At 58.4% G+C, this 24,135-nt stretch carries 21 protein-coding genes and 6 tRNA genes; 4 read left to right on the top strand and 23 right to left on the bottom strand.

Annotated features, from left to right (window positions below; genetic code table 11):
• Positions 1-84 precede the first annotated feature (84 nt).
• Positions 85-711 (top strand): hypothetical protein, encoded by a 627-nt coding sequence (locus BLU25_RS21370; RefSeq protein ID WP_016779926.1) that lies wholly within the window; start codon positions 85-87, stop codon positions 709-711.
• On the opposite strand, the gene BLU25_RS21365 is transcribed toward BLU25_RS21370, so the two are convergent.
• The 14 genes from BLU25_RS21365 to BLU25_RS21300 all read right to left on the bottom strand — a co-directional run bounded on the left by BLU25_RS21365 (position 696) and on the right by BLU25_RS21300 (position 11,543).
• Positions 696-3,638 carry a DUF6543 domain-containing protein gene (locus BLU25_RS21365; protein WP_029611291.1) on the bottom strand — a complete coding sequence of 981 codons (2,943 nt, stop codon included), beginning with the start codon at positions 3,636-3,638 and terminating at the stop codon, positions 696-698. The genes BLU25_RS21370 and BLU25_RS21365 overlap by 16 nt on opposite strands.
• Positions 3,563-5,449, bottom strand: a complete 1,887-nt coding sequence (locus BLU25_RS21360; RefSeq protein ID WP_029611290.1) for a dermonecrotic toxin domain-containing protein — start codon at positions 5,447-5,449, stop codon at positions 3,563-3,565. Before BLU25_RS21360 ends, BLU25_RS21365 begins: the two co-directional genes overlap by 76 nt.
• 108 nt (positions 5,450-5,557) lie before the next feature.
• On the bottom strand, positions 5,558-6,379 hold the full coding sequence (locus tag BLU25_RS21355; RefSeq protein WP_016779925.1) for a quaternary amine ABC transporter ATP-binding protein: 822 nt from the start codon (positions 6,377-6,379) through the stop codon (positions 5,558-5,560).
• Positions 6,376-7,227, bottom strand: a complete 852-nt coding sequence (locus BLU25_RS21350) for an ABC transporter permease (RefSeq protein WP_016779924.1) — start codon at positions 7,225-7,227, stop codon at positions 6,376-6,378. Before BLU25_RS21350 ends, BLU25_RS21355 begins: the two co-directional genes overlap by 4 nt.
• A gap of 21 nt (positions 7,228-7,248) precedes the next feature.
• The gene (locus BLU25_RS21345) at positions 7,249-8,268 is read right to left on the bottom strand and encodes an ABC transporter substrate-binding protein (RefSeq protein ID WP_016779923.1); all 1,020 of its coding nucleotides are present in this window, start codon (positions 8,266-8,268) and stop codon (positions 7,249-7,251) included.
• A complete protein-coding gene (locus BLU25_RS21340) occupies positions 8,265-8,804 on the bottom strand; it encodes a sigma-70 family RNA polymerase sigma factor (protein ID WP_016779922.1) in 540 nt (179 codons plus the stop codon). Before BLU25_RS21340 ends, BLU25_RS21345 begins: the two co-directional genes overlap by 4 nt.
• Positions 8,805-8,934: 130 nt before the next feature.
• Entirely contained in the window at positions 8,935-9,726 is a 792-nt protein-coding gene (locus tag BLU25_RS21335; RefSeq protein ID WP_083369821.1) for a phosphate/phosphite/phosphonate ABC transporter substrate-binding protein, read from the bottom strand.
• An 18-nt stretch (positions 9,727-9,744) separates the two neighbouring features.
• Positions 9,745-10,686 (bottom strand): fatty acid desaturase, encoded by a 942-nt coding sequence (locus BLU25_RS21330; protein ID WP_016779920.1) that lies wholly within the window; start codon positions 10,684-10,686, stop codon positions 9,745-9,747.
• Positions 10,687-10,873: 187 nt separating this feature from the next.
• A tRNA-Gly gene (locus tag BLU25_RS21325) sits at positions 10,874-10,949 on the bottom strand.
• A 5-nt stretch (positions 10,950-10,954) separates the two neighbouring features.
• A tRNA-Glu gene (locus BLU25_RS21320) sits at positions 10,955-11,030 on the bottom strand.
• A 101-nt stretch (positions 11,031-11,131) separates the two neighbouring features.
• A tRNA-Gly gene (locus BLU25_RS21315) sits at positions 11,132-11,207 on the bottom strand.
• Positions 11,208-11,212: 5 nt separating this feature from the next.
• Positions 11,213-11,288 (bottom strand) — tRNA-Glu (locus BLU25_RS21310).
• Between the two features lie 101 nt (positions 11,289-11,389).
• A tRNA-Gly gene (locus BLU25_RS21305) sits at positions 11,390-11,465 on the bottom strand.
• 2 nt (positions 11,466-11,467) lie between these two features.
• Positions 11,468-11,543: transfer RNA gene (locus BLU25_RS21300), tRNA-Glu, on the bottom strand.
• 332 nt (positions 11,544-11,875) lie between these two features.
• Here BLU25_RS21300 and BLU25_RS21295 point away from each other — a divergent pair.
• Complete coding sequence (locus BLU25_RS21295) at positions 11,876-12,634, top strand: hypothetical protein (protein WP_083369820.1); 759 nt, start codon at positions 11,876-11,878, stop codon at positions 12,632-12,634.
• Between the two features lie 230 nt (positions 12,635-12,864).
• Here BLU25_RS21295 and BLU25_RS21290 read toward each other — a convergent pair whose 3' ends face one another.
• A complete protein-coding gene (locus BLU25_RS21290) occupies positions 12,865-13,209 on the bottom strand; it encodes a YggL family protein (RefSeq protein WP_016779918.1) in 345 nt (114 codons plus the stop codon).
• Between the two features lie 232 nt (positions 13,210-13,441).
• Here BLU25_RS21290 and dacB point away from each other — a divergent pair, with 232 nt between their 5' ends.
• Entirely contained in the window at positions 13,442-14,908 is a 1,467-nt protein-coding gene (gene dacB / locus BLU25_RS21285) for a D-alanyl-D-alanine carboxypeptidase/D-alanyl-D-alanine endopeptidase (RefSeq protein WP_016779917.1), read from the top strand.
• A 193-nt stretch (positions 14,909-15,101) separates the two neighbouring features.
• On the opposite strand, the gene rlmKL is transcribed toward dacB, so the two are convergent.
• A complete protein-coding gene (gene rlmKL / locus BLU25_RS21280) occupies positions 15,102-17,372 on the bottom strand; it encodes a bifunctional 23S rRNA (guanine(2069)-N(7))-methyltransferase RlmK/23S rRNA (guanine(2445)-N(2))-methyltransferase RlmL (protein WP_083369819.1) in 2,271 nt (756 codons plus the stop codon).
• Positions 17,373-17,912: 540 nt separating this feature from the next.
• Here rlmKL and rmf point away from each other — a divergent pair.
• Entirely contained in the window at positions 17,913-18,128 is a 216-nt protein-coding gene (gene rmf / locus BLU25_RS21275; protein WP_081481023.1) for a ribosome modulation factor, read from the top strand.
• A gap of 117 nt (positions 18,129-18,245) precedes the next feature.
• On the opposite strand, the gene BLU25_RS21270 is transcribed toward rmf, so the two are convergent.
• From BLU25_RS21270 to rraA, 7 genes are all read right to left on the bottom strand, one after another.
• The gene (locus BLU25_RS21270; protein ID WP_016779916.1) at positions 18,246-19,268 is read right to left on the bottom strand and encodes a quinone-dependent dihydroorotate dehydrogenase; all 1,023 of its coding nucleotides are present in this window, start codon (positions 19,266-19,268) and stop codon (positions 18,246-18,248) included.
• Between the two features lie 121 nt (positions 19,269-19,389).
• Entirely contained in the window at positions 19,390-20,364 is a 975-nt protein-coding gene (locus BLU25_RS21265; RefSeq protein WP_016779915.1) for an OmpA family protein, read from the bottom strand.
• 105 nt (positions 20,365-20,469) lie between these two features.
• Positions 20,470-21,060: an RNA polymerase sigma factor SigX gene (gene sigX / locus BLU25_RS21260; protein ID WP_029611289.1), complete on the bottom strand. Its 591-nt coding sequence runs from the start codon at positions 21,058-21,060 to the stop codon at positions 20,470-20,472.
• A gap of 92 nt (positions 21,061-21,152) precedes the next feature.
• Positions 21,153-21,977, bottom strand: a complete 825-nt coding sequence (locus tag BLU25_RS21255; RefSeq protein WP_016779913.1) for a mechanosensitive ion channel family protein — start codon at positions 21,975-21,977, stop codon at positions 21,153-21,155.
• Between the two features lie 2 nt (positions 21,978-21,979).
• The gene (locus BLU25_RS21250; protein WP_016779912.1) at positions 21,980-22,225 is read right to left on the bottom strand and encodes a hypothetical protein; all 246 of its coding nucleotides are present in this window, start codon (positions 22,223-22,225) and stop codon (positions 21,980-21,982) included.
• 63 nt (positions 22,226-22,288) lie between these two features.
• Positions 22,289-23,284 (bottom strand): CorA family divalent cation transporter, encoded by a 996-nt coding sequence (locus tag BLU25_RS21245; RefSeq protein WP_016779911.1) that lies wholly within the window; start codon positions 23,282-23,284, stop codon positions 22,289-22,291.
• 24 nt (positions 23,285-23,308) lie between these two features.
• On the bottom strand, positions 23,309-23,800 hold the full coding sequence (rraA, locus tag BLU25_RS21240; protein WP_016779910.1) for a ribonuclease E activity regulator RraA: 492 nt from the start codon (positions 23,798-23,800) through the stop codon (positions 23,309-23,311).
• Between the last annotated feature and the right edge of the window lie 335 nt (positions 23,801-24,135).

Genomic DNA, 24,135 nt, shown 5'->3' with positions numbered 1-24,135 from the left:
ACAGGTCCATTGATAGTTGAGAGGATTATCACACCACAAGCGCACCCTTATACTGAAAAAAGAAACCCGTTCAGGAACACAGCCATGACCCAACGCCTTTTTTTTACCGACGATGCGCTGAACTGCGACGTTGACGTTACCCACTGTGTACCCCATGAAGACGGGTTCGCCGTCACCCTGGTCGCCACCCCCTTTCACCCCCAGGGCGGCGGGCAACCCAGCGACACTGGCTGGATCGGCGACAGCCAGGTCACTCGGGTCATGCAGGAGCAGGAATCCATCGTGCACTACACCACCCACCCTGTGACCACAGGCAAGGCGCAGGCCCGGGTCGACGAAGCGCGCCGCCGGCTCAATGCCCGCCTGCATTCGGCCGGGCATTTGATTGGTGTTTACGGCGAACAACTGGGCTGGGTGCCAACCAGGGCGCACCACTGGCCAGGCGAGTGCCGGGTCAGCTTTGTACCCGGCGACCAGCCGACCCCCTTTGAAGCAGAAGCCGTGCAGCACGCGCTGGCACAGTGGATCAGCGCCGACCTGCCAAGGCATGTGCACCTTGCCACTCAACAACGCGCCGTCAGTTTCGGCGAATTGCCGGGTTACCCGTGCGGCGGCACCCATGTGCGCTCCCTGGCCGAGCTGGGTGCCGTCAACGTGCTGTCCGTCAGCCAGAAAAAGGGCGTGCTGTCTGTTCGCTACACGTTGGACTGAGCCCCCCCAGGGGTCGGTAGAAACAGCCGTAGCGCCATTGCCCGGTCCAGCTTGGCCCGATACACCTCGATATATTCATGGGAGCTTTGCGCCCGGGCGTACAGCGCCTGCTCACTCAAGGTGCGCTGCTGGGCGGTTTTCAAATGGGCCACCTCAAACTCGGCAACGGGGGTGTCCTTGGCCTTGTAATGAAAATGGGCAAACCACAGCTCGGTACCCTCCCGGGTCTTGATGACATATTCATCCAGGTAGTCCTTGCGCTGGCCCCGGGACAAATGCCGGCGCTGCCCCACACGGGCAATGCTCACCTCCCCCTGGGCCAGCAAGTACTCCACATTGGCCCCAGTGGGTGGCAGCCGCTTGATGATATTGATACGCAGGCTGCGACCCTCCGTACGCAATCTGCCAGCCGCCGCCTTGAGCTCGGCAATTTGCGCCAGGGCGGCTGTTTTACGCTGCGGGTCCAGAACCTCGACATTATGGTTGGACGCCAGCACGATTTTTTCGATCTGCTGCGCGACTTCGTCCAGCGCGCGAGCCTTGAAATCGAGGATTTCCTCGATTTCCACCGGGATCTTCGACGTATTGGCACTGACCCTGTTCTGCGCGATGACTTCCGACAGACGCTCCAGCAATTTGCGCGCCTCCACCTGCAGCCCGGCCAGTGGCCTGGCCTGGGAAGCCTGCAGGGTCGGTGGCCGGCTGCTGCCGATTTCTTCCCAGTCCCCGGCCTGGGTTTTGCGGTACGAGCGGATTTTCATGCGGTCGATACCTTCGGCCACATCAACAATCTCTTCATCCGAACCTTCGGAAGTGGTTGACGGAGGCCGGCGCTGCCCTACCAGGGTCAGGTTGCGGGTGGTCTTGATGATTTGCTGAGAGCCCTGGGCCGAGGAGTTACTGGCCTTGGGCAGATTGAAGACACGGCTGGGCCCGGGCACAGGCTCTTCGGCTTCGGAGGATGAGCTTTCCGAGTCATGAATAACGTTCTGCATCTGGGCTTCTGCAAAGTTTCGTAGTTCACCTAGCACACGGATGATTTCCGGCAGGTACTCATTGCGAAAATGCTCTGAGCCAAGGCTTATGATGTTTCGGCATACCCCTTCGGCAGCATCGTACTGGTCAATGGTGCGGTCAAAAAAATCCAGATGATCGCTGGTGTACAGCGTCCCTTCTCGGCGCAGGCTCAATTGCGACCAGGCGGTGTCTATCAGTGTCCCTTGGCCGAAGAGATCAAACGCGTGCTGCTCTTCAGGGCTAAGGTTGAATGCATCACGACGGATAACCAGCTCACAGAGGGTTTCCAGGTAGGCTGCCGCCCAGTGGCGATCAAAATAGTCGCCGTCGGGTTGGCTCGCGATTTCCAGCAGCGAGCTCTCCTTGGGCAACGGCCGACGCTTGACCTCAGTCAGGGCCTGGCTCTCGCGCAAGGAGTTTTTATACAGCCGGGCCTCTACCTGCTCGGCCTGCTTCAAATCCTCGATCCAGCGCGCATAAGGCAGCGTTGAGCCACGGGATATCTCGGCCATCATCTCCAGCAGGTCCGGAATGTAAGAAGGCCTGGAGTTGCAGACCGGCAGGAGATTGAGCGTTTCTTCCAGGTAGTTCTGCAACTTGAACAGGCGCAAGGTCAGTTGTACCCAGGTTTCCTGGGTTTTCATGGCAAAACCCTCCACGGGAGTGATGTCGTGGGAACGGGTTTTCACCGCGATCAGTTCCAGCACTGTAGTGCGCCATGCATCGATCTCGGCCTCGTAACGGTCAACCAGCGCCGTGTGTCGCTCCGGGTATTTACCCAGCAACTCCTCCGTAAGCCTGAGCACACGCTCACGTCTGTGCAGTTCAACATCCAGCTCCCCGGCCTGTTGCTCAAGGGCGGCGAGTTTCTGCGCCTTTTTTTCGCGCAATGCCTGGATCGCCTTTTTCGGCCCCCCGCCGCGCAACCCCAGACGCAGGTCCAGGCGCCACTGCCCGGCCTCATCGCTGCGCAGGCGCGGGCCGAATCTGGTCGGCTGGCTGTCGTCCTGAATCACCAAGCCATCGACATCGCGGGCAACGCGGTAGGTGTGGCCGTCGACCTGCACATACGACTTGCCTTCATGGTTGATCACCCCTTGTAACGGGCCGACTTCGATGGGTGTGCCCTGGCTCAAGTCGATGGCCAGGGCGAACGTGTTCAAGCTCGCCTGCTGCGTCTGGTTCAGGCGTTGTTGCGCACCGAACCAGGAGAAATCCAGCGCGGAATAATCCCGGGCAGCACGGCCATCGAGGTCAGGCAGTTTTTTTTGCGCAAGCACCGAGACAATATGGGGCTCTACCACCCGTGGGGGCTGTGGTTTAGCGATGCTGAACAGGGGCTCGTCGACCGGCGCTTGCAGGCGCTGGCGCTCATTGGCCTGCGCCTTGAAGTTCAGGCCGGCATGCAGAAGGGCCTGGCTGATATTGAACAGCAGGTCGATCAGGGTTTGTTGCACCCCTTGCTTGTCGCCATTGATTCGCGCCTGCAGGCCGCTGTCCAGGCTCAGCAGGGTCTGGAACAGCCAGGCGGCTTTCTGCAAGGGCCCGCTGAGGAAAAATGTCAGTCCGTTGAACAGGCTCCAGCCATAGCGTTTAAGCAAGATCCAGCGCCGCTCGGCGGTCGAGACGGTCTGCTTGTCGGCCAAGGTCATCAAGGCCTTGGCATTGGCATCGAACATGGCCTCGAAATAATCCCCCACCACCCTCTGGGTGCCGAGGGTCGCCGGGCTGCGCGGCAGGAGGGCCAAGATACCTTCAAGCAGCACGCTTTCCAGATGCGGGCGCTCAAAGCCGCCGTCGGCGTAATAACCGCGGGCATCATCGTCCAGCCAGGTCAGTATGCTTTCCTGCAGATCGCCGGGCTGTTTGATCGCCGCCAGCAGCGCGGCCCAGCTGGCGAACTCCAGCAACGGTTCGGGCGAGAAAGGCGATAGAGAATAAAGGGGCCGGTGCCAGTCTGCCGGGCCCCAAACACAAACATGTTCGCCACCGTATCAACGCCCGCTCCTTCATAGGCATGAAACCCCAGGGGGCGCACGCACACATCGGCAGCGCTGGCCGGGTGCTGCCCGCCGGGGGCCATCAACCGGCTCAAGATGTCTACGCCCTGCTGGGTAAAACCGGCCTGCCCCCTGATTTTTCGCTCCAGGGCAAATAACGGCAATTGCACCTGCAATTGCGAGGCGAACAGCCCCTTGCGCCGCGTCACCTCGGCCTCGTTGTCCACCAGCAGGTTTTTCAGCAGCGCGATATAGCGGCTGCCCACATCCAGTTCATCCACTAGGTTTTTTACATAGGCACCATTCAACCAGTCGGGTACGGCTTCGCCCGAGCGTTGCCTGACCCCGATCAGGCCGACGGGCCAACCACCCCGGTAGGTCAGGACAAACTCGGCGAAGGGCAGCACATCGTCGGTGAAGATGGGCAACTGCAAATTCTCGACGCCGATGTCATGGATCTCGATCTGTGTGATATCGAGCCCTGATTGCGGGTGGTCTTGCTCGATGCGCTGGCGGATAAGCCCCTCGGCATACTCCGGCATGGCCACGATACCCTCGAGAAACGTCTGGCCCCGGGTCTGGCGCTGCCAGGCAACCTCGGCGCCAATCAGCTTGCTGCAGGCCAACTGGTCTGCCGGGCTGGCCTGCCTCAGCCAGTCGGGCAATACCGCCATCACCCGCTGCAGTTCGGGGCGCTCCCGGGGGCTGAAAAACGGGAACATCCTGCCCGCCTCATCCAGCGCCTGCTCCAGGCGCGCGACCGTGTATTTTTCGGCTTGGGCATCAGCCCCTATGCGGGCAATGTCACGCAACTGCTCATCGAGCAGGGTGATGCCAAGCGCGGTAAAAAAATCCCCTTCAGGCTCATGCAGGCTCCAGCTCAGGGAGCGCAGGGCCGTGTCTTGCAATACGCGGGTAACCATACAGGTTGCAAACGCTTGCACCGAAGCGAACAGCTCGACGCCATGTTCCAGGGAGTAACCCAGCACAATCAGGCGATCGGGCATTTGCCGGGTCACCAGCATCACGCCCGGCAACTGGAAGCGTTGCCGCGCATCGTTATGGCTACCGTCAATATTCACCAGCCAGGCTTTCAGCGGGGTTTCCGCGGTCCCTCGGGCCCGGTCCTGCCTGTCGGGGAACGCCGCCACCACCGCCAGCGCCACCGACTGCTCGGCAGACAACGAGGGCGTACGGCCCTGAGCCAGGGCGGCGCTTTTCAGGGCAGTCTGCAACACCCGCCGCAACCACTGCAGGGGCGGCAGCGAACGGTCAGGGCTGTCACTCCAGAACTCGGCCAGCGCCTGCTGGTAGGCCCTGATCAGCAGCGGCGCATGGTCGTTGATAATGGCCTGCAGCTCGGCCATGCCCACGGCCAACGGATGGGGGGCCAGCCGGTTGGGATCGACCGTCAGGCGATGCACGCCCTGGATCAGGGTAACCGGCGTCGAGTTGATAAAACTGCGGATCATCGCATCCACAGGGTGCCCAAAACGATAACCCCGGGGCGGGCCGGAGCTATCGGTGCTTTCCACGGGTTCGGCAATGGCCAGTTGAGTAAAGTCCACGCTCAGGGCCGGATACTTCTCCAGCAGGGCCTGTTTGAAGCAGAGCGCCGCAACATTTTGAAAGGTCGGGCGCCGGGCAAAATCCGGGGCCGCAAAATTGCCCAGAACCGCGTGACGAACCAGTGAGTCGGGTGTGGTCGAAAGTGTTGGCATGGCAGTTCATCGCGTTGGATGGCAGACAGGGCCCTGCCCGTGCAGGGCAGAACCGGATTGCCTGATTGAACGCAACAAACCCGCACTGCGTGCGGTATCAGGATATCGCTAGGCGCTGGTACGCCGACGCTGGACAAAGCGGTCGACGTAATCATCCGCCGGCGCATGCAGGATCTCGTGGGGGGTACCCACCTGGATCAACTGGCCATCCTTGAGCACGGCGATGCGATTGCCGATGCGCAATGCCTCGTCCAGGTCATGGGTGATAAACACGATGGTTTTTTGCAGGGTACGCTGCAGTTCGAGCAACTGGTCCTGCATCTCGGCGCGGATCAACGGGTCGAGGGCGCTGAAAGCCTCATCCATCAGGATAATATCGGTGTCGGTGGCCAATGCCCGCGCCAGGCCGACACGCTGGCGCATGCCGCCCGACAGCTGATGAATAAAGGCCTGCTCGTACCCCTGCAGGCCGACCACTGTAATCCAGTGGCGAGCCCGCGCCTGGCATTGCGCCGTGCTCTCGCCGCGCACTTTCAAACCATAGGCGACGTTATCCAGCACGTTGCGGTGCGGCAACAGGCCAAAGTTCTGAAACACCATGCTGATCTTGTGCCGGCGAAAATGGCGCAGGGCCGGCATGTCGTATTCCAGGATATCTTCACCGTCCACCAGGATCTGCCCGCTGCTGGGGTCGATCAGGCGATTGAGATGACGTACCAGCGTGGACTTGCCCGAACCGGACAAGCCCATGATGACGAACACCTCCCCGGCCGCGATCGACAGCGACAAATCGTTGATGCCCACCACGCAGCCGGTTTCGGCCAGCACCTGCTCCTTGCTCTTGCCTGCGCGGATCATGGCCAGCACGTCTTTTTCACGATTGCCGAACACCTTGAACACGTTGCGCACTTCTATTTTGTTGACGCTCATTTCTGATCCCCGTGCCGCGGGCGGCCATAGGCCTGGGTAATACGGTCGATGACCACCGCCAGAATCACGATCGCCAGCCCGGCCTCCAGGCCCTTGCCCACGTTGAGGGTCTGGATGCCCACCAGCACATCCTCGCCCAGGCCTCGGGCGCCGATCATCGAGGCAATCACCACCATCGACAGCGCCATCATGGTGGTCTGGTTGATCCCGGCCATGATGCTCGGCATGGCCAGCGGCAATTGCACGCCGAACAACTGCTGCCAAGGCGTGGCGCCAAAGGCGTTGATGGCCTCCATGACCTCGCGGTCAACCTGGCGCAGGCCCAGGTCGGTCAGGCGGATCAGCGGTGGCACCGCATAGATCACAGTGGCAAAAATCGCTGGCACCTTGCCCAGGCCAAACAGCATCAGCACCGGGATCAGGTACACGAAGCTGGGCATGGTCTGCATGATGTCCAGCAGCGGCATCAGCAGCGAGCGCAGGCGGTTGTTGCGGGCGGCGAGGATCCCCAGGGGGATGCCCAACAGCACCGAAATGACCGTGGCTACCATCATCAATGCCAGGGTTTGCATGAGCTTGTCCCACAGCCCGACAGCCCCGACCAGAAATAGCAGGCCGACGAGCAGCAAGGTGCTGACGACTTTGCGCGTGGCATGCCAGGCAATCACCCCGACGATGGCCAGCATCAGCCACCAGGGGGTCAGGCGCAGCAGGTTTTCAAGGTTGACGATGGCCCACAGCAACGTGTCGGAGATGTGCCGAAACACATCGCCGTAGTTGCTGACCAGCGCATCAACCCCGTCGTTGACCCATCCTGCGATGGAAAACGTCAGATTGTCAGGAAACATGCAGTGCTCGCGTTCAAGAGGTTAATTCGCTTTAAGCGCCGCATCGACCTTGGCCGCAGCTTCTGGAGTGACCCAGGCGTGCCAGATCTGCGGTTGCTCACGCAAAAAGGCCTGCGCGGCCTTGCGCGGCTCGGTGCGTTTTTCGCTCATCTGCGCCAGGGTGGTGTTCAGCAGATCGATGGGGAAATCGACCTTCTGGTAGAACTCGACCAGTTGCGGGTATTGCTGGCTGAACGGCGTCGACACGCCGATGGCCAGTTTCGCCGGCAACGAACGAGTGCCCTTGGGGTTTGGGTTATTGACGTCGGCCAGGGTTTTCCAGGCTTCGGCATCAAAGGCAGGCTCTTCGAGCTTGATCAGCTTGTAACGGCCAATCAGCGGGGTGGGCGACCAGTAGTAGAACAACACCGGTTTGCCACGCTTGATTGATGAACTGACCTCGGCATCCAGCGCCGCGCCGGAGCCGGTACGGAAGTTCACGAAGTCCTTGTCCAGGCCGTAGGCCTTGAGCTTCTGGCTATTGACGATTTCAGAGGTCCAGCCAGTAGGACTGTTCAGAAAGCGACCGCGAGACGGGTCTTCCTGATCACGGAAAACATCTTTGTAGCGCGCCAGATCGTTGACAGACTTCAAGTCCGGCGCCACTGGCTTGATGCCTTTTTCCGGGTCGCCTTTGATCACATATTCCGGCACCCACCAGCCTTCACTGGCGTTCTTGACGATATCGCCCAGGCCCTGCACCTTGCCTTCGGCTTCGGCCTTGATCCACACCGGGCTACGCCCTGCCCACTCTTCTCCAATCACCTGGATATCGTTTTTGGCCAGTGCGGCTTCCAGGCTGACCGTGCTGCCCGGCAGTGTGTCCGTAGCCACGTCGTAGCCTTTTTCGGTAATAAGGCGTAGTACTTCGGTAATCAGGCTGCCGCTTTCCCAGGTGATATCACCGAAGTGAACCGGGGTTTTCTGCTCGGCCAGTACTGGCTGAGCGACAAGGGCCACGGCCAACAGCGGCCCACCGAGCCATTTTTTCAAGTTACTCATGGGGATTCTCTTGTTATGGAGGGGCGGTAGGGTGATTGCGCAATGGCGCAGCGCTTGAGTGCACGAACCATGTAGTGACTGACGCTGCGCCGGGAAATTCCCAGTTGTTGGGCAATTTCGGGGTAGGTCAGGCCATTGACCCGTGACAGCACGAAGGTTTCCTTGACCTTGTCGGGCAAACCATCAAGCCGGGCGTCAATCACTTGCAGGGCCTGGAGGGCCTGGGCCAGTGTTTCTGGCGAGGGTGAATGCAGGGGTTCTTGCTGTTGCACGCTCATCAGATAGGCCCGCTCCACATCCCGGCGACGCCACAGTTGAAAGATCAAACGCCGGGCGATAGTCGTCAACAGCGCACGCGGTTCACGAATGACCAGGCTTTGAGGGGCACTTAAAAGCTGGGCAAACGTATCGGCTGCAATGTCTTCAGCGTAGCTGCTGGAATCGAGGTAACGGCACAATCGTGCATGCAGCCACAAATAGTGGGTGCGATAAAGCTGGCTCACATGATCGCGGTGAGCGAAGTCGGCGCCGGACATAGAGGCTCCAGAAAGTAAGTAGAACGGTATGTCCGGTGATCCGGTGCGGCGATGCTAGCAAAAGGTTTTATGCAATTTAAATACTAAAAAAACATTTGGTTATTCGTTTAAGCTATTAATATTCACGCCATTACTGCAACACCCCATACCCGAATTCAGTCGCCTCCTGCCGATAATCGAGAACCTTCAGATAGTTTGCTTCGCTGGCGGGTAAAACTTCCCGCAGCCCCAGGGTTGCAGCGACCTCGGGTAATTGCAGCAAGGCAGTATTCATTGCCTGGCGAATCCGCTCAGCGCCGTCAGGTCCGGCATTGAGGGCAGTGATGTAAGGCAGGGTCGGGCTGGAGGCCGTACGCGCCACAACCCGCAGCCCGGCAACTTCTGCCGGGGCATAACGGGCCAGGTAGGCAAAGGTCACGCTGTCGATGGCGGCCAGGTCTGCCCAGCCTTCACGCACCCAGCGCAGGCTTTGCCGGTGCGCCCCGCTAACGGCCACTGAGGCAAAAAAGCGCCCGCCGCGCTGCAGGGGCGCAAGGCGATGGCGCAACAGATTCATGCCGCTGTTGGAGTGCAGATCATTGATCACCCCGCGGCTGCCCGCAAAAGCGCCCAGATCGCGGCGCGGGTCTGCATCACGGCTGACAATCACACTGCAATGCTCACCGCCACTGCTGTCAGGCCATTCGTACTGCGGGCGACCGATCACTTGCACCTGCCCGCGCAACTGGGTCAACAGCGGGTAGCCGCAGGTCTGGCTGAGCAACAGGTGCGCAGACCGCCACAGCGCCAGTGAATCCAGGCCCCGGGCATCACCACGCGGTTGCTGCAACAGCTCGAGAATGCGGGTCAACCACTGCTCATTGGCCTGGCTGACTTGCTGGGGGGCTACATACATTGCCAATTCGGCATAACGGCCAGACATGGAAGGCACCTTTAGTAATTAACTGAACGGATGCTGCGGGCTATCAATCGCCTGCACCGCGTGACGACGAATCAGCTCACCGTAGCCTTGCACCAGGAAACCACCACTGCGTTGCTGCCACTGCGCGCGCCGCGCCCGGTAGACCCTGGGCAGGTAAAACCACGGCAAACTCGGTAAATCATGGTGCACCAGATGCAAATTGAGGTTCAGGAACAGCCAGGTCCAGGGCCAACCGGCTTCATTGAGTACCGTTCGCTGTTCCGGCCGGACTGCGGGGCGGTGCTCATAAAAGGAACGGACCATGCCCACTGACAAAACCGGTACGGTGACCAGAAACACATACTGCCAAACGGCCAGTTCGCTGCAGTACGCAATAAAGGCAAACATCAGCAGGGTAAAAAAACCGTGGGTCAGCCACATACACCAGGCTTGCCGGTCGCCACTGCGCAGGCGTTGCAGCTCTTCTCTGGCCATACCGTACAACGCCAGGGGCGGCCCCACCAGCAAGCGGCCGGGCACCGTTTTGTTCAGCCAGAGCAGACCGCGCAACAGTTTCGAACTGCCTTGCCAGTGAGCCTGAGTCATATAGCGGCTTTCGGGGTCGATACCGGGAAGGGTCAGGTCATGATCGCGGTGATGCTGCAAATGGCTGTCGCGATACAGAGTGTAGGGATACCACAGGGCAAACGGGGCGTAGCCCAGCACTTTGTTAAGGCCATTGAAACGGGTGGGATGGCCATGCAGCAGTTCGTGCTGCACCGACATCCATAACACAACCACCGGAATCAGCAGCACAATCGTCCAGCCCGCGCCGAGCAGCGGACTGCCCAGCAGCAAGGCGAACCAGGCAGCGGGTACGGCAAGCAGCAAAAACCAGGTAGGCCACTGGGTTCGACCGGTGAAGGTAAGGGACAAGGCCTGGATGTCCCGTTGCTGGGCGCTATCGAAGTAATACGACATCTGAAGAACTCAAATCAGGTTTGAATTCTTGTGTGGCGCCAGCCGGGGTTTTCTTGCAGATCGATTGGTTATCAGCTTAGAAGCGTTTACGCGGAGCAAGAAAAGCAAAACCCGGAAACGCAAAAAGCAGCCCTAAGGCTGCTTTCTGAGTGTTTTTTGCAACTGCGTAGCTCCAAAAAACAAAATTTGGAGCGGGAAACGAGACTCGAACTCGCGACCCCGACCTTGGCAAGGTCGTGCTCTACCAACTGAGCTATTCCCGCAATAATGGCGTCCCCTAGGGGACTCGAACCCCTGTTACCGCCGTGAAAGGGCGGTGTCCTAGGCCACTAGACGAAGGGGACGTTGCCCGAAATGCACACGTACATTTCAGTGCCAGATCACTAACAAACGTTAGTCTCTTGGCTTTCACTCAACTTCGCCCGAAAGCAAAGCTGCTTAAAAATGGAGCGGGAAACGAGACTCGAACTCGCGACCCCGACCTTGGCAAGGTCGTGCTCTACCAACTGAGCTATTCCCGCAATAATGGCGTCCCCTAGGGGACTCGAACCCCTGTTACCGCCGTGAAAGGGCGGTGTCCTAGGCCACTAGACGAAGGGGACGTTGCCCGAAATGCACACGTACATTTCAGTGCCAGATCACTAAAAAATGTTAGTCTCTTGGCTTTCACTCAACTTCGCCCGAAAGCAAAGCTGCTTAAAAATGGAGCGGGAAACGAGACTCGAACTCGCGACCCCGACCTTGGCAAGGTCGTGCTCTACCAACTGAGCTATTCCCGCAATGGCGTCCCCTAGGGGACTCGAACCCCTGTTACCGCCGTGAAAGGGCGGTGTCCTAGGCCACTAGACGAAGGGGACACACTACAACTTCACTGGTTACAAGCGTTTGGCTGTTTGCTTTACGCTGCAATTGGCGCGCATTCTAGGGATGGATTGGAAGGTCGTCAACCCCAATATGAAAATATATTGAAATCAATGACTTCCCCCCTATTAAGGCGTTTTCCTACGGAGTCTCAAGCCAAGCTCCTGACGCCTATATTCCGGCACCCTACAAGGGGTTATGATTGCCCAACCTCAGTGATGGCAGTTTGCTGCCCGTCGATCTTCAGCCTCTCTATATACCCAGGCGACCCGACCTCACCGAGACAGCGCACCCACAACCAGAAGAGGTTTTAACGTTGACGCCCTCCATGATCGCCCTGCTTGTCGTCGCCGGGATCGCACTATTGATCGCCATCGTCTACATCAACCATGTAGTGGAAAACAACAAACTGGAGAAGGCCCGCCTCAAGGTCGAGCTCAATGACCGCGTGCGCCGCTGCAGCGAGGTCAACGAAACGTTTCCCGGGCAACTGATGTCCCCTGCCCTCAAACTGCTGATCACGCGCCTGGAACTCAACGCCCTGCAGCGTCTGTTACTGCTGCACAAATCCAGCGCCGACTTGAAGGCGCAAGTGGCCGAACTCACGGGCTTGATTGGCAAAGGCGAGTCGATCCCGGTCAACAACCCGCCCAACCCCATCATGAGCGAGGCCAAGGCCAAGGACGTGCGCTTCTTGCTGGAAACCCTGCACGGCCAGATTACCCGTGCTGCGCAGGATGGTTTTCTGCCTACTAATGAAGCCAAGCAATGGCTTAAAGAGATTCGCCACTTGTTGGTGGTGGTGCATATCGAGTTCTTCAACAACCTGGGCAAGCTCGCCTTACAGAAAAACCAGCCGGCCCAGGCCCGCCTGGCTTTCGAGCGCGCCGTGCAGTATTTGCGCAAACAGCCGGTGCCGGCCATGTACAACGCCCCGCTGAAGGACTTTGAAGCACAGCTGGCCCGCGCCGACGCACAGGTGCAAAGCGCACTCGCGCCGAATACGGGCGAAGTGAACGAGCTGACTGAAGGCTTGAAAACCGACGAAGCCGATGCGGACTGGAAAAAGAAGTCGATTTACGACTGAGCCCCTCATATCAAGAGGTGGGAGCGGGCTTGCTCGCGATGGCATCACCGGGCACTCCCTGGAGACCGCGCTGCCTGCATCGCGAGCAAGCCCGCTCCCACAACATGACGCCCACGGCAAATCGCACGAAAATACGCGGCACTGAGACTTAGAAATTCGAATCAAGACCCGGACGGGTCAGAGGGCGTAACACACAAAGGCAGCCGCGCGGGCTGCCTTTGCGTTTGACGTCAGGCTACCGGATTGATTTCTTTTTCCGGGTACCACACGTCCAGCAGCGGGCTGACTTCAACGGTGGTCAGCTCTGGACGCGCCTTGAGCCAGGCTTCAACAGCTGCACGCTGTTCTTCGCTGACCGAGCCGCGCTTCTGCAGGCAAACCAGACCGTAGTCGTCGCCGCCAACATAACCCAGACCGTTGGCTTCCATGGCTTCTGCCAGGAAAGCTGCCAGGAATGCATCGATAGCCTCTTCCGACAGGTCTTCTTTGAAATCCAGGTTCAGCTCAAAACCCAACTCCTGAAATTCATCAACGCACAGTTTTTTGCGCAGACGCTGGGAACGATTAGTAGCCATTGAACAATCCTCTTAAGTAATAACGGGCGGCACTTTAGCAGCTTCGGCCGCCCGGCGCCCGGTTCCGTGTGAACGGTTCATCGTTTTCTATACTTTATCCACCAAACCCTGTAACAGGTGGATGCACAAGCCCGACAACCTTGGGGCATAATGCCAACACTTTTATGACCATTGAGGGAACTTTTCATCATGCCCTCGTATTTTCCCCCTCGCCTGCAGGGTTTTACTTCATATGATCAAATCTTTACGGCCTCTGTTTCTCGCCAGCTTTTTTCTGCCACTGGCTTTCGGCGCCAACGCCGCCCCCGTCAATACCACCCTCACACCAAAAGTTCAGCAAGCGCTTAAAACCAACAAGCTGGGCGACGACGCCTTGTCCCTGGTGCTGCTGCCTCTCAGCGGCCCCGGGATTCCAACCGTTTACAACGCCGACGTGTCCATGAACCCGGCCTCCACCATGAAACTGGTGACCACCTACGCGGCCCTGGAAATGCTCGGCCCGACCCATCAGTGGAAAACCGAGTTCTACACTGACGGCACGCTCAACAACGGCATCCTGCAAGGCAACCTGTACCTCAAGGGCGGCGGCGACCCCAAGCTCAACATGGAAAAACTCTGGCTATTGATGCGCGACCTGCGCGCCAATGGCGTGCAGCAGGTGACCGGCGACCTGGTGCTTGACCGCAACTTCTTCGATCAGCCGCAACTGCCGGTGTTCAACGATGACGGCAATGACAAGAACAAGCCCTTCCTGGTCAAGCCCGACTCGTTGATGGTCAACCTCAAGGCCCTGCGCTTCGTGGCCCGCAACGATGGCGGCAAAGTCCTGATCTCGGTTGAACCACCGATTGCCAGCATCAAGATCGATAACCAGGTCAAAGCCGTCAACGCCAAGCAATGCACCGGCGATGTGCGCTACAACCCGGTCACACAAGCAGACGGCTCGGTGATTGTCACCGTCAGCGGGCAACTGGCTGATGGCTGCAACTCGCAGACTTATCTGTCCCTGCTTGATCACGCGACCTACACCGCTGGCGCCGTACGCGCCATCTGGAAAGAGCTGGGTGGCAGCATCCAGGGCCAGGACCGCCAGGCCAGCGTGCCAAAAGGTGCCAAGTTGCTGGCACGCGCGTTCTCGCCTGACCTGGCCGAGATCATTCGCGACATCAACAAGTACAGTAACAACACCATGGCCCAGCAGTTGTTCCTGAGCCTGGGCGCGCAGTTTCGCAATGACGCCGACGGTGACGACGCCAAAGCCGCACAGCGCGTAGTGCGCCAGTGGCTGGCGAAAAAAGGCATCACTGCGCCGCACCTGGTCATGGAAAACGGCTCCGGCCTGTCCCGTGCAGAGCGCGTCAGCGCACGGGAAATGGCGCAAATGCTCCAGGCAGCCTGGAAAAGCCCCTACGCTGCCGAGTTCATCAGTTCCATGCCCATTGCCGGCAAGGACGGCACCATGCGCAAACGCCTGAAAACCACGGCCATGAACGGCCAGGCGCATATCAAGACCGGCACCCTGAATACCGTGCGGGCCATTTCCGGTTTTAGCCGCGACAGCAACGGCAACACCTGGGCAGTGGTCGCCATCCTCAACGACCCTCGCCCGTGGGGTGCCTCGGCAATTCTCGACCAGGTGCTGCTCGACCTGTATCGCCAGCCGCAAGTCCCTAACACTGCGGTATCCATCGCTCAGTAGGGCATAGGCCAGGCAATAAAAAACGCCCCTGATCTTGCGATCAGGGGCGTTTTTTTTGTGAGCGCAATTGCCTTGAGAGCAGCTCTGCCCTGTGGGAGCGGGCTTGCCCGCGATGCAGGCGACACGGTTAATCAGGCAAACCGCGGCGACACCATCGCGAGCAAGCCCGCTCCCACAATCACGCCAACGACTCTCAGCGCGCCATGATTTTCCAGGCACGGTGGATTTTGCTGTTGCGGGCAAAGTCCGGGTCGATGGTGCTGGCAGTGATTTCTTCGACCGAATAACGCGCTTCCAGATGCTCATCAAGAATGAACTTGCGGAAGTTGTTCGAGAAGTACAGCACGCCACCCGGCGCCAGACGGGCCATGGCCAGATCCAGCAATTGCACGTGATCGCGCTGCACATCGAAGATACCTTCCATGCGCTTGGAGTTGGAGAAAGTCGGCGGATCGATAAAGATCAGGTCGTACTCTTCGCGGCAGGCATCCAGCCACACCATCACATCACTCTGCTCCAGACGGTTCTTGTCCGAGAAACCGTTCAGGGACAGGTTGCGACGCGCCCAGTCCAGATAAGTTTTCGACAGGTCAACGCTGGTGGTGCTGCGCGCGCCGCCCTTGGCTGCATGCACACTGGCCGTTGCGGTGTAGCAGTACAGATTGAGGAAGCGCTTGCCCGCGGCTTCTTTCTGGATGCGCATGCGCATCGGGCGGTGGTCCAGGAACAGACCGGTGTCCAGGTAGTCAGTGAGGTTGACCAGCAGCTTGACGCCGCCTTCATTGACCTCGGTGAACTTGCCCTGGGCACTCTGACGCTCGTACTGCTTGGTACCGCTCTGACGCTCGCGGCGCTTGACGATCACCCGGCTCTTGTCGACGTTCAGTGCCTGCGGGATGGCCGCCAATGCATCGAACATACGCTCCGAAGCTTTCACCGGATCGATGGACTTGGGTGCCGCGTACTCCTGGACGTGAACCCAGTCGTGATACAGGTCGATAGCCATCGAGTACTCAGGCATGTCGGCGTCGTAGACACGGTAGCAATCGATGCCTTCGCGCTTGACCCACTTGCCCAGGGCCTTGAGGTTCTTTTGCAGGCGATTGGCAAACATCTGCCCGCCTTCGCTCAAGCGCGGCTGCTCGATCACCACCGGGGCCGGCTTGATCGGGTTGCCGTTCTTGTTGAACTTCTCGTACTTGGTCGGCGCTTCGATGTTGGAAGGCAGATCGGACTCAGCCTGCTCGCGCTCAGCCTGACGCTGCTCGGGAGTACGACGCTCGCCAGTCACGAACTGATCCGGCACCACCTTGATCAACAACAGCTTGCACGGCAAGGCGCCGTTCCAGAACGAATACTGCTTGTGGCTACGGATACCCATGCGCTTGCCCAGGTCCGGAGCACCGGTAAATACCGCCGCCTCCCAGTTCAGACAGGCCTGACGCAGGCGTTCGCCGAGGTTCTGGTAGAGGTAGAGCAGGCTCGCCTCATCACCCAGACGCTCGCCGTAGGGCGGGTTACAGATCACCAGGCCTTTCTGGTTCTGGTCCGGGCGTGGCTCGAAGGTCGCGACTTCGCCCTGGTAAATCTTGATCCAGTGGCTCAGGCCCGCACGCTCGATATTGTTGCGCGCTGGCTGGATCAGGCGCGGATCGGCTTCATAACCACGAATCCACAGCGGTGGCTTGGCCATGCCGATCTCGGCGCGCTCGGTGGCTTCGTCGTGGAGTTTTTTCCAGATGGCCGGAATGTGACCGAGCCAGGCATCGAAACCCCAATGGATACGATTGAGGTTCGGTGCCATATCGGCGGCAATCATTGCACCTTCGACGAGGAACGTACCCACACCGCACATCGGGTCAGCCAGGGCAGCGCCTTCGGCGGCCATACGTGGCCAGCCCGCACGAATAAGGATGGCTGCCGCGAGGTTTTCCTTCAGCGGGGCTGCACCCTGCTGCAGACGGTAGCCACGCTGGTGCAGGCTGCTGCCCGACAGGTCCAGCGACAGAATGGCTTCGCCACGGTCCAGGCGCAGGTGGATGCGCATGTCCGGGCTGATCTTGTCGATCGAAGGACGCTCGCCGCTTGGCGTGCGCAGTTTGTCGACGATGGCGTCCTTTACCTTCAACGCACCGAAGTGGGTGTTGTCGATACCCGAACCGTGACCACTGAACTCAACGGCCAGGGTGCCATCCGGGACCATATGGTCTTGCCAGTCAACGTCCAGCACACCGTGGTACAGGTCTTCAGCGTCCTTCATCGGGAAACGCTTGAGCACTAGCAGCACACGGTTGGCAAGACGCGACCACAGACACAGGCGGTAGGCAGTTTCCATATCCGCCATGCCTCGAATGGCCGAGGTATGCTCGCGGGCTTCCTCCAGGCCTAGGCCGGTGGCCTCGTCGAGGAGCAGGCCTTCAAGGCCTTTGGGGCAGGTAAGGAAGAGTTCGTAACGATCCGACATGGGATTCCTGAGCTTTAAGCTATCTGTGAAGAGGCAACGCATTGCCTGCTCCGTTTTCAATCAAGCGCTTTTCTTGAAGAGCGCTCGCATGGCACGAAACTGTGCCGTTCCACCGAAGCGTCATTCATGCCTTGAGGCACGAAGAGTTTAGACGCAGAGGCAGGTCATTTATCGAGAAACAACTGGTCATATTCAGACCCTTCGTCGAATAGTGCCCCATTGAAACGGGCGGTTATTCACGGCAGAGAATGAAACTCATCAGCTTTGCAAACACTCGCCCTATCAGGCTTTGGTCGTAATTCGCAGCGAAAAAGCGACCTTACTTATGGCCTTAACACCATTATCGTTACGTCCTTATGACAAAACGATCATTCACACGCCTTGGCGCATTGGTTAGAACTCAACACAGGTTATGGCCGCACAGGCCCTGACGAAATGCTCGCCACGCCGGCAGCGAGCACACCAACGGCAGAACACTCTGCCCCGACCTCAGGAAGGTCGACGCTAAATAAAACAGTCAACAAGTGAGGGCAATACCCTATGAGAAGACTTAAGCGTGATCCGTTGGAAAAAGCGTTCCTACGCGGATATCAATACGGTGTTACTGGAAAATCCCGCGAGCTTTGCCCTTTTACTCTACCGTCGGTACGCCAAGCCTGGATTAACGGCTGGCGCGAAGGACGCGGCGACAACTGGGACGGTATGACTGGCACTGCGGGCATCCACAGACTCAACGAACTTCACGCCGTCGGCTAACTCTGGGCAAGATCCGACATCACCTCGAAGCTGTACCGACTCAACCTTGCCGTCCTATCCAGGCGGCGGGCTTCGGCCCAAGGGCTCCTTAGGGGAGCCCTTTTTATTGCCTGCCAATCAACGTGGCAAGGCAGAAATGGCGTCGACCGACTCACGAATCAAGGCCGGGCCCTTGTAGATAAAGCCCGAGTAGATCTGTACCAGGCTGGCACCCGCAGCGATCTTCTCAGCCGCGTGCTTGCCTTCGGTGATCCCGCCTGCAGCGATGATCGGCATGCGACCCGCCAGCTCGCCAGCCAGAACCTTGACGGTGTGAGTGCTTTTCTCGCGTACCGGGGCACCGGACAGCCCACCCGCCTCGTCGCCATGCTCCATCCCTTCCACACCCACCCGGCTCAGTGTTGTGTTGGTGGCGATAACCGCGTCCATACCCGTCTCAAGCAGCGCCTGAGCCACGAGCACGGTTTCTTCGTCGGTCATGTCAGGGGCGATCTTGATCGCCAGCGGTACGCGCTTGCCGTGGCGCTGTGTCAGTTCGTTCTGACGCACCTGTAGGGCTTCGAGCAATTGCTTGAGCGAATCACCGAATTGCAGGCTGCGCAAACCTGGAGTGTTGGGCGAGCTGACGTTTACAGTCACATAGCTGGCGTGCTCATACACCTTGTCCAGGCAAATCAGGTAGTCATCGACCGCACGCTCAACCGGCGTGTCGAAGTTCTTGCCGATATTGATACCCAGGATACCGCTGTACCTGGCTGCCTGAACCCGCGTCAGCAGATGATCAACGCCAAGGTTGTTGAACCCCATGCGGTTGATGATCGCTTGTGCTTCAGGCAGTCGGAAAATACGTGGCTTGGGGTTGCCCGGCTGAGGACGCGGCGTCACGGTGCCGATCTCAACGAAGCCAAAACCCAGCTGTGCAAAGCCATCAATGGCCGCACCATTTTTGTCCAGCCCCGCGGCCAGACCGACCGGGTTCGGAAATTCCAGCCCCATCACCTTCACTGGCAGCCTTGCCGGCGCCTTGCACAACAAACCGTTAAGCCCAAGACGGCCACCTGCGCCGATCAAGTCCAGGGACAGGTCGTGGGAGGTTTCAGGGGAAAGTTTGAAGAGCAACTGGCGGGCCAGGTTATACATGGGCTGATTGGACTCAAAGGGTTACTTGAAGAGAGCGCGATTATAGCTGCGCGCTTCGCTAAATCACAGGCAAAGAAAAACCCGGCCGGAGCCGGGTTTTTCTGAACAGCCTAGCTAAAAATTACTTAGCTTCTGCTTGAACGGTAGCTTCTACGCGACGGTTCAGAGCACGGCCTTCTTCAGTTGCGTTGCTTGCAACTGGGTTGGCTTCGCCGTGGCCAACTGCGTCTACACGGTTGGCTGCAACACCTTGGTTAACCAGGGCTGCACGAACAGCGTCAGCACGACGCTGCGACAGTTTCTGGTTGTAGGCGTCTGGACCGATGCTGTCAGTGTAACCAGCAACAGTAGTGGTGGTCGCAGGGTACTGCTTCATGAAATCAGCAACGTTGTTGATATCAGGCATGTACTGCGATTTAACAACCGACTTGTCGAAGTCGAATTTCACGTCAAGTTCAACGCGAACAACTTCAGCGATCGGAGCTTCTGGTTCTGCTTCAACTGGTGCTGGAGCTGGAACTGGAGCAGGAGCGACTTTACCGCCGTTGCCGCCGAAGTTCACACCCAGACCAACGGTAGGAGCGTAGTCCCACTTGCCGTTGTCCAGTTTGTAGTCAGCTTCAACGCCAGCACGGGCGAACAGGTTGTCAGTGATGTACCACTTAACACCAGCGCCTGCAGTCAGGAAAGTCGACTTGTCACGACCGCTGTGGCCGTCAGCCTCAACGTTGGTCATGCTCTTGTGAGCAACACCGCCGGAAACGTATGGACGCAGAGCGTCGCCTACGGTGCCGAAGTGGTACTGAGCGTTCAGACCAAAGTTGTCGCCTTTGATTTTCTGGTGGCCAGTGCCGTCATTCGAACGGGTGTGGTTGGTGGTGTCGTAGGTCAGGTTCAACGAAACGTCGTCGGTCAGGAAGTAACCGATCGATGCGCCTGGGTTGTAGCCGTCTTCTACGTGCTTGACGCTGTCGTTGTACTGTTTTTTGTAGAACAGTTCACCCTCGACCGCGCCTTGGCCTTGTGCCAGGGCACCGAACGAAGTTGCGGCTACAAAGGAACCAATGGCAATGCCCAAGGTGTTTTTCAGTTTCATCCGTTAAATCCCCATCTGGTGATTGTAAAGCAGTCCCACAACCGGGGGACAACTCGGCGGCAAGTCTATCAGACCTTGCCTACACGTAGAGCCATTTGCGCTGAACTAAGTTTCAGCAATGCCTGCAAATTTCTCACGCAATTTATCAAGAGCACGCTTGTAACGCATCTTTGTCGCGCTCAAACCCATATGCATTATGTCTGCGATTTCCTGAAATTCCAGTTCTGCGACAAATCGCAGCACCAAAATCTCCCGATCAATCGGATTCACATGCACCAGCCAGCGATCAAGCCCGCCCTTTTCCTCAGGTTTCGGCGCCTTTTCTTCGGACGCTTCCTCGAGGGGGTCAATGCTTAATGCGTCCATCAAGCGACGCTTTCGCCGTTCCTTGCGATACTGCGTAATGCATTCGTTGTAGGTGATGCTATATAGCCATGTCTTGAATTTCGATTTGCCTTCGAAATTCTTCAAACCGTACAGCACTTTCAGCATGACTTCCTGACAGACATCATCAGCGTCTCTATCGTTCCCTAAATACCTTGAACAAACGTTGAACAAAGTACGTTGATAGCGGCGCATCAGCTCTTCATAGGCGCGCGTGACGTGAAACAACTCATCATGCGAGCGCGCCACCAGCTCCTCATCAGAGAGCTCGCGGGGGTCATAGCGCATGGATAGCGATTGGGCTTTATTCAAAACGAGTTGTGCCAACAGTCAGGTCAATGTCCGCCGCAGCCTTTGAATCATGGCTATTTTTGCGGCGGCGTACATTAGCAGGGTTTACCGCCTTAGCGGCTGGTTACATGCTGCTCCAACAAGATCCGGTTCGAGATGGAGACTAGCTCACCCTCATCGGTCAGCAACGTGGTTTTAACCGTGCCAATTTCCTCGATCTGCCCTTCGACCTCGCCCACACGCACTTCCTGCCCTACCTGATACAACTCACGCACATAGATCCCCGCCAGTATCTGACCCGCGATTTCGCGGCTGCCCAGCCCCATTGCCAGGGCAATCGCCAGACCAACGGTAATCAATACGATCACAATAACGTGGTTCAGCAGGTCGGTTTTGACCTCAAGCTGGCTGATGGCCACGGAAATACTGATGATAATGACCAGACCCTGGGTTACCCGCCCCAGGCCGCTGGCGTAATCAAAACCCACGCTCTCGGCAGCACCACGCACCAGGCCATTGAGCACCTGGGCCAGCAACACACCTGCCAGCAGAACCAGCAGCGCACCAAAGACCTTGGGCAAATAGACCGTCAACAGGTCCAGCGCAGATGATACGCGGTCCAGGCCCAGCGACTGCGCCGCCGAAACCAGGAACACCAGCAACACAAACCAGTAAACAATCTTGCCAATCAGCGTCGAAATAGGGACCTGGATGCCGACCCGGGCCAGAATCTTGGTCAGCCCTGTGCCACCCATCAGGCGATCAAGGCCCAGTTTGGCGAGTAGCTTGGACAGCAGGGCGTCAAGCAGTTTGGCAACCACGAAGCCCAGCAGTACCACCACCAACGCACCGAAGAGGTTGGGAATAAAGTTCGCAATCTTGGTCCACAAGGCAGTCATCGCCGCGACCAGGCTTTGGGTCCAGACATTCAATTCCATGTTCAATCAGCCTTATCAACAGGGCGAGCAGCAGGTTTGCGTCGCGAAACGGGCGCAATATGAGCCGAACCGCTGTTCAAAGCAATCATCAGTGCTTGCATCCAGCGGCCCAACAGGCTGAAAAGGTCCCCCGCACCGACCTGGCGGTTGGCGGTTTTCAGCACGCGGCCCAGGCAAGCGTCGTCGTCCCGGTTGGACGGCTCGGCCTTGAGCATTTCACGCAACGACTGTTCAAACGGATCGTGCATATGCACCTCTCGGTAAGTCAGTAAAAGACGAAGGGACATTTGCCGGGGTCACATCCACCCCGATCACAGCCACTGCAAACGGCGGTAAAACCACCATTGCCCCGCCCCGATCACCAGCATCACAGCGCAAGTTATCGCAAAGCCATAGGAGTCATCGGAGAACGGCACGCCGCCCACATTAATACCCAGCAAACCGGTAATAAAGGTGATCGGCAGAAAGATCCCCGTGAGCACGCCAAAGCGGTACATGATGCGGCTCATGCGCACGTTCAGGCGCCGGTCTTCCGACTCGAGCACCAGCCCCACGCGCTCGCGGGTCAGTTCAAGCTCTTCGAGATAGCGGGTCAGGCTGTTGTTCAATTCGTTCCAGTAATCGGCATCATCGGCGCTGAACCAGGGTAATTTGATACGCGTGAGCTGACCGAAAATATCCCGCTGCGGGGCGAGGAATCGACGCAAGGCGGCCGCCCTTCGACGCACCTGCAACAGCGCGTTGTGATCAGGGGTATACCGTTCGTCGGCATCTATTTTGTCTTCCTCGTCATCGACGATTTCTGACAGCTCGCCGATCAAGTCCTGCACCTTCAGTGTCAGGTGCTGTGCCAGATACAGGATCAATTCAGAGGGGTTTTTCGGGCCTTCGCCCTGGGAAAACTCATTGAGCAACTCATCGGTCGCCCGCAGCGGTCGCATGCGCAGCGAAATCAAGCGCTGCGCGCTGCCGAAAATACGCAGCGATACCATGTCTTCCGGCTCTGCGCCCGGGTTCAGATTGACCCCGCGCATAAACAGCAGCAGCTCATTGTTGGGGGCGGGAACCAGGCGCGGGCGGGTATTTTCTTCAAGCAGCAGGTCACAGTTGAAATCACTCAAGCCGCTGGAGTCACGCAACCAGCTCTGGGTTTGCGGATGGCTGCGATCCCAGTGCAGCCAGAGGCTTTCGTGGGCTTTTAACTGAAGATCGTTCAGCTCGGTGCGCGCAATCGAACGCGCACCACCTTCACCATCCAGCACCAGCGCGTGCACCAGCCCCCATTGAGCGTTTTCTTCTTCGAACATCCGTGATCCTTAATGGTAATGCGTTTAGCCCGGCATTTTCAGAGCAGTTGGCGAGATGATAACGCCGTTGTTGTCGGCATAAATGAATTCTCCGGGGCGAAACGTGACACCTGCAAACGTGACCGGCACGTTAACATCACCCACTCCGCGGCGGTTGCTCTTGAGCGGGTGGCTGGCCAAGGCCTGCACACCCAGAGCGGTTTGCGCGAGCACATCGACATCGCGAATACAGCCGTAGATAACGATACCTTCCCAGCCGTTTTTCGCGGCCCGATCGGCAATCATGTCGCCCAGCAAGGCATGGCGCAGAGAACCGCCACCGTCAACCACCAGCACTTTGCCTTCACCGTTGAGTTCAGCCTGCTCCTTGACCCGCGAATTGTCTTCGAAACACTTGATGGTCACGATCTCGCCACCAAAGGAGTCGCGCCCGCCGAAATTGCTGAACATCGGCTCAAGCACCTGCACCAGTTCAGGGTAGGCATCGCACAGATCGGGGGTGATGTAGTGATTCACGGGAAAGCTCCTGTTCGGGGGTGGGCACAACAGTGAAAATAACGTTAGCACTATGGTTATAGACGCTTTGGTGATGGCTGGCTTTAAAAGTCGTCCAGGCCACTAGTGGCAACCAATATCACACAAAAGAACAAGTTATGACCACCTCGCGACGTCGGGTCACACGCTATCCGTAGCAGCACACACTGACGCCAACAGGTCGGCCGGTCGGCCGCCTCGGCGGCTTTTGATCTACCGCCCCATCGGGAGGCCGAGAGGAGGTTCTGTGGAGTGGGTCGACCGGCATGGATGCCGGGAGAGCCGCGATGGGCCATGGATGGCCCGTGGCGGCGGGC

It is taken from the genome of Pseudomonas fragi (genome assembly GCF_900105835.1).
GTDB lineage: Bacteria > Pseudomonadota > Gammaproteobacteria > Pseudomonadales > Pseudomonadaceae > Aquipseudomonas > Aquipseudomonas fragi.
The sequence above is the reverse complement of the archived record's forward strand: the minus strand, read 5'-3'. Positions and strand labels throughout refer to the sequence as shown.